Origin of the sequence: Cereibacter ovatus, assembly GCF_900207575.1 — a bacterium.
Classification (GTDB): domain Bacteria; phylum Pseudomonadota; class Alphaproteobacteria; order Rhodobacterales; family Rhodobacteraceae; genus Cereibacter_A; species Cereibacter_A ovatus.
Map to the genome: position 1 here is coordinate 1 of NZ_OAOQ01000034.1, position 5,721 is coordinate 5,721.

General features: G+C 68.4%; 8 protein-coding genes. All 8 read left to right on the forward strand.

The genetic code is table 11. The features are described from left to right. On the forward strand, positions 1-453 hold a 453-nt coding region (locus CRO07_RS17760), incomplete at its 5' end, for a terminase gpA endonuclease subunit (RefSeq protein ID WP_176504628.1). Beyond that, the gene (locus CRO07_RS17765; RefSeq protein WP_097031964.1) at positions 453-668 is read left to right on the forward strand and encodes a phage head-tail joining protein; all 216 of its coding nucleotides are present in this window, start codon (positions 453-455) and stop codon (positions 666-668) included. The genes CRO07_RS17760 and CRO07_RS17765, both read left to right, overlap by 1 nt. A 2-nt stretch (positions 669-670) precedes the next feature. Beyond that, positions 671-2,182 (forward strand): phage portal protein, encoded by a 1,512-nt coding sequence (locus CRO07_RS17770; protein ID WP_097031965.1) that lies wholly within the window; start codon positions 671-673, stop codon positions 2,180-2,182. Continuing rightward, positions 2,182-3,492: a S49 family peptidase gene (locus CRO07_RS17775; protein WP_097031966.1), complete on the forward strand. Its 1,311-nt coding sequence runs from the start codon at positions 2,182-2,184 to the stop codon at positions 3,490-3,492. The genes CRO07_RS17770 and CRO07_RS17775 overlap by 1 nt, the downstream gene beginning before the upstream one ends. Positions 3,493-3,546: 54 nt before the next feature. Then, positions 3,547-3,927, forward strand: coding sequence for a head decoration protein (locus CRO07_RS17780; RefSeq protein WP_097031967.1), 381 nt, complete (start codon positions 3,547-3,549; stop codon positions 3,925-3,927). Between the two features lie 47 nt (positions 3,928-3,974). After that, a complete protein-coding gene (locus CRO07_RS17785; RefSeq protein ID WP_097031968.1) occupies positions 3,975-4,997 on the forward strand; it encodes a major capsid protein in 1,023 nt (340 codons plus the stop codon). Between the two features lie 11 nt (positions 4,998-5,008). Continuing rightward, a complete protein-coding gene (locus tag CRO07_RS17790) occupies positions 5,009-5,323 on the forward strand; it encodes a head-tail joining protein (protein WP_097031969.1) in 315 nt (104 codons plus the stop codon). Beyond that, a partial coding sequence (locus CRO07_RS17795; protein WP_097031970.1) for a DUF6441 family protein occupies positions 5,320-5,721 on the forward strand: 402 nt, incomplete at its 3' end. The genes CRO07_RS17790 and CRO07_RS17795, both read left to right, overlap by 4 nt.

The following is a 5,721-nucleotide window of genomic DNA, read 5'->3' on the forward strand; positions in this document are numbered from 1 at the left end:
ACGGCGACGTTCAAGGCGGAAACCTACCGGTTCCTGCGGATCGAACGGCCGTCTGACGAGGACCGGGCGCTGGGCGTTCTCGATGCGCCGGGGACCGTGCACATCCCCGGCTGGGCCGACACCGAATGGCTGAAGCAGCTGGTGGCGGAGCAGCTGGTCACGATCCGCAACAAGCGCGGCTATGCCCATCAGGAGTGGCAGAAGAAGCGCGAACGGAACGAAGCGCTGGACTGCCGGGTCTATGCCCGTGCCGCGGCGTGGATCCTCGGCGCCGACCGATGGGACGAGGCCACCTGGCGGCGGCTGGAAGCGCAGGCGGGCGTGGAAACGCGTATGCCAGCGGCCGTCGTAACGGAAAGCGCACCACCCGACCCGGCCCAGCCCAAGGCCGGAACCCTGACCACGCCGTGCCGGAAACGGCGGGCCTACACCCCGAACTTCATGAGGGACTGATGGACCTGGAACGCATGCAGGCCCTGCTGACCGCGCTGCAGGAAGCCCGCTTCGCCGGGCTGCGCAGCGTCAGCTACGACGGCAAGACCGTGACCTATGGCTCGGACGCGGAATTGGCGACGGCGATCCGGGATCTGGAGGGTCGGATCGCAACGGCCAGCGGCACGTCTGCCCGTCGCCGTCGCTGGGGCACTATCGCCATCAAGGGTCTCTGACCATGTTGCTCGACGCCTTCCGTGCACGCCTCGGGTCGATCATTGGTGGGTTTGACGCCGCACAATCCCACCGCCGCATGCGCGGGTTCCGGGCCACGCGGGCGCATGTGAACACGCTGATCGCGGCGTCGGGTGAAACCATCACCGCCCGCGCGCGCTGGCTGGTCCGGAACAACGGCTATGCCGCCAACGCGGTCGACGCCTTTGCCAACCATGTCGTCGGCGACGGGATCAAGCCCTCGTCGAAAATCGCCGATCCCGGCAAGAAGGAGGAGCTGCAGAAGCTATGGCTCGCCTGGACCGACGAGGCGGACGCCGAGGGGCTGACCGACTTCTTCGGCCTCCAGCGCAGGGCAGCCCGCGAGGTGTTTCTGGCGGGTGAGGTCTTCCTGCGCATCCGCACCCGGCGTCCCGAAGATGGTCTGACAGTGCCGATGCAGCTGCAGATGCTCCCCACGGAAATGCTGCCCCAGGACATGACCCGTGTCCTGCCCGGCGTGGGGTCGATCCGGCAGGGCATCGAATTCGACGGGATCGGGCGGCGCGTCGCCTACTATTTCCTGCGCCGCCATCCGGGGGACATGACCGATCCGGGGCTGGCGGGCGAGACGGTGCGCGTACCCGCGTCCGAGGTGATCCATATCCTCGACCCTGTCGAGGCGGGCCAGTTGCGCGGCGTGTCGCGCTTTGCCGCAGCGGTGGTGAAACTCTTCACCCTCGACCTCTACGACGACGCGGAGCTGGAGCGGAAGAAGACCGCGGCGATGTTTGCGATGTTCATCACCTCGCCCGCGCCAGAAACCGCCCTCGACCCGGCCGAGGACGATCTGGAGGTGGAACCCGGCCAAGTCGTGCGGCTGGACCCGGGCGAGGATGTCACTACGCCTTCGACGCCGGATTCCGGGTCCACCTACGAACCCTTCCAGTATCGCACGCTGTTGCAGATCGGCGCGGCGCTGGGCGTACCCTATGGGTATCTGACCGGTGACACCGCCAAGGGAAACTTCTCGAACACGCGGATTGCCTTGGTCGACTTCCGCCGCCGCATCTCGGCCTTCCAGCATTCGGTGATGGTCTACCAACTCTGCCGCGCCGTCTGGACGCGGTGGATGGACATGGCCGTGCTGGCGGGCGCCATCGACCTGCCGGGTTACGCCAGCGACCGGCGAGCCTGGCTCGCCTGCGACTGGCTTCCGACGAAATGGGACTGGATCGACCCGGCCAAGGATGCCGCGGCGGAAATCCTGCAGATCGAAGCAGGCCTGAAATCCCGCACGCAAGCCATCGCCGAACGCGGCTACGACGCTGAACAGGTCGACCGGGAAATCGCGGCCGAACGCAAGCGCGAGGCGGAACTGGGTCTCGACTTCCGGCGGCCCGGATCGCCCGCACAGGCGGCGGGTGGCGGCGCTGCGCCGGGTGATGCCGAGGGCCAGCGGCAGGAACAGCAGGACAGCGACGATCAGGATGACGACGGCGAGAACCGGGCACCCCGGCCCGCGGAGGAAGGATGATGCACCACACCCAGATCGCCCAGCGCGTCTTCAACACGCCCCTGATGGTCGATCCCGCCAAGGCGCTGGCCTTCCTGACAGGCCTTGGCCCTCGGATTGTGGGGCGCGAGATCAACGTCGAGGGGCTAAACATTGCGACGGAAGATCAGCATGCGGCCGCCCTGCCCGCCCGGGCGTCGCTGTTCGGTGATGACCTGACCAATCGCCAGGGGCGGAACGGCAGCCAGCCCTTCGCGGTCGTTGACGGAATCGCTGTCATCGAGATCGCGGGCACGCTGGTGCATCGCGGGGCCTGGATCGGGCAATCCTCGGGGCTGACCTCCTACGAGGGGATCGCCGCCCAGCTGCAAGCGGCGCTGGCCGATCCTGCGATCCGCGGCATTGCGCTGGATATCGACAGCTTCGGTGGCGAGGTCGCGGGGGCCTTCGATCTGGCGGATCGCATCCGGGCCGTGCGTCTGGTGAAACCAATCCATGCCTTCGTCGCCGATCATGCGCTCTCGGCGGCCTATGCGCTGGCCTCGCAGGCCGACCGCATCATCCTGCCCCGCACCGGCGCCGTCGGCAGCATCGGCGTTGTGGCCATGCACAGCGACATGAGCGGCGCGCTCGACCAGAAGGGCATCGCCGTCTCACTGATCCATGCCGGCGCCCGCAAAGTCGATGCCAATCCCTATCAGCCCCTGCCCGAGACCGTCCGCGCCCGGATCGCGGGCGAGTTGGAAGACCTCCGCCAGCTCTTTGCCGAAACCGTCGCCGAGGGTCGTGGCCGACGCCTGGACACCCTACGGTCGCTGGGAACAGAGGCCGCCGTGTTCCGCGGGGAGGCGGCGGTCTTCGCCGGTCTTGCCGACGAGGTGGCCGATCCGGTCACCGCCTTCCGCGCTTTCGCCGCCGCACCCCGCGGCACATCCACCCCCAGAGGAAAGGGACCGATGATGACCACTGCCCCCGAAGATCATGCGCAGCCTGCGGTCGCGCCTGCTGCCAGCACGCCGCCGGAACCGGCCCCGCCCGCGGCAATCGCACTGCCGCAGACCGCGGCGGCCGCGATGTCGCCCGAAGCGATCCGCGCCGAGGCGGCCGAGGTCGCGCAAGTCTGCGCGCAGGCCGCGCGCCTCAGCATCCAGATCGATGCCGCCGATGCCGTGGCCAAGGGCGTGAAGCCGGAAGCGCTGCGCGCCAAGGTGCTCGCCGATCTCGCAGCCCGTAGCGATGCTGCGGGCATCATCGCTACCGCCCCGGCCGCGGGCGCGAAGGAAAGCCCCATCGTGGCGGCCGCCAAGAAATCGGCCGCCGCTTCGCGCTGAAGCGCACCGCCCAGATCGGGCGCCCCCATCCCCCAACATCCTGGAGACTGAACCATGCCCGTCCTGACGGAACCGCCCAGCATGGGCGACGTCCTCAAATATGAGGTCAACCCGAACTACACCCGCGAGGTGGTGACGCTGCTCGCGGGCACGCCCTACCCCGTCGGCGCCGTCCTCGGCCGGATCACCGCCAGCGGCAAATACAAGCTCGCGACCAGCGGCGGCACCGATGGCGCGCAGACTGCCACGGCCGTCCTCCTCTATGCCGTCGATGCGACATTGGCCGATGCCGTGGGCATCGTCGTCGCCCGCGGCCCCGCCATCGTCTCGCGCGCAGCGCTGGCCTACGACGCCACCGTCGATGATGCCGCAAAGATCACCACCAAGATCGGCCAGCTGGCCGCGGTCGGCATCGTCGCCCGCGACGGCGTCTGACGCCGCTCACCCGGCCGCACCAAACCCTTCATCCCCCGGAGCACCCCATGACTCTCGTCCGCAACCCCTTCGACGCTGGCGGCTATTCGCTGGCCGAGATGACGCAGGCCATCAACATCCTGCCCAACCTCTACACCCGCCTCGCCCAGATCGGCCTCTTCCGCTTCGAAGGGGTCAGCCAGCGCTCGGTCATCATCGAGCAGTATGAAGGTGTCCTGAGCCTTCTGCCCTCCGTCCCCCTCGGCGGCCCGGCCACGGTCGGCACCCGCGAGGGCCGGTCGATGCGCAGCTTCGCCCTGCCGTGGATCCCGCATGACGACGTGGTCCTGCCCGCCGACATCCAGGGACAGCCCGCGCTGGGCGCCTTCGATGCGGCCGATCCCCTCGTCGAGGTGATGAACCGCAAGCTGCTGCTGATGCGCCGCAAGCACGCCCAGACCCGCGAATACATGGAGATGAACGCGCTCCGCGGCATCGTGAAGGACGGGGCCGGGACCACCCTCTACAACTACTTCACCGAATTCGGCCTGGCGCAGATCTCGGTGGACTTCGTGCTGGGCACCGCAGGCACGAACGTGCAGGGCAAGGTCCGCGAGGTGCTGCGCGCCATCGAGGACAACCTCTTGGGCGAAGCCATGACCAGCGTCCATGCCCTCGTCAGCCGCGAGTTCTTCGACAAGCTGATCGCCCATCCGAAGACGGAAGAGGCCTACAAGTTCTACGCCTCGACCGGCGCGCAGCCGCTGCGCGAGGACGTCCGCCGCAACTTCCCCTTCGCCGGGATCCTGTTCGAGGAGTATTCCGGCACCGTTACCCTCTCGACCAAGGCCACCGAACGGCTGGTCCCGGCGAACGAGGGCATCGCCTTCCCGCTCGGCACGATGGACACCTTCACCACCTATGGCGGCCCCGCGAACCTGCTGGAAACCGCCAACACCATCGGCCTGCCGCTCTACGCCCGCCAGCATCTCGACGAGAAGGGCCGCTGGATCGATGTCATGACCGAGGCGTCGATCTTGCCGGTGAACAAGCGGCCGCGGCTGGCGATCCGGCTGCACACGTCGAACTGACGGGCCTGCTCATGTCTGTCTTCGCCGCCGCCATGGACCGCATCTTCACCCATGCTGCCATGGCGGCCCCGGCCCTCTGGATCTCGGCCACCACCTCCGAGGAACGCCCGATCCGCATCATCCGCCGCGCCCCGGATCGCGTGACCGACTTCGGCGCTGGCCGGTTCGTCAGCGACACTACGGTGGTGGACGTGCGCGTGGCGGACCTGCCCACCCCGCGCCCGGGCGATGTGATCGTCATCGGCGCGGAAAGCCATGTGATCCAGGGCGAGCCGCTGCGCGACCGCGAACGGCTGATCTGGACGCTGGACCTGAGGCCTGCATGAAGCTGAAGCTGGAGATCAGCCCCGACCTCGCCGCCCTGATGCAGGCGGAAATCGCCGCGGGCGAGAAGGCCGTTACCTCCGCCATGCGCGAGGCGGGCGCGGGCCTCAAATCCGCCTGGCGCGGCCAGATCACCGGCGCGGGGCTCGGCACCCGGCTTGGCAACTCGATCCGGCTGGCCACCTATCCCAAGGGCGGCGAGAGCCTGAACGCAGCAGCGCTGGTCTGGTCAAACGCCCCTGTGATCGTCGGCGCGCATGATACTGGGCCGCTGATCCGGTCGCGCAACGGCTTCTGGCTGGCGCTCCCCACCGCCGCCGCAGGCAAATCCACCCGCGGCGGCCGCATCACCCCCGGCGAATGGGAGCGCCGCACGGGGCTGCAATTGCGGTTCATCTAC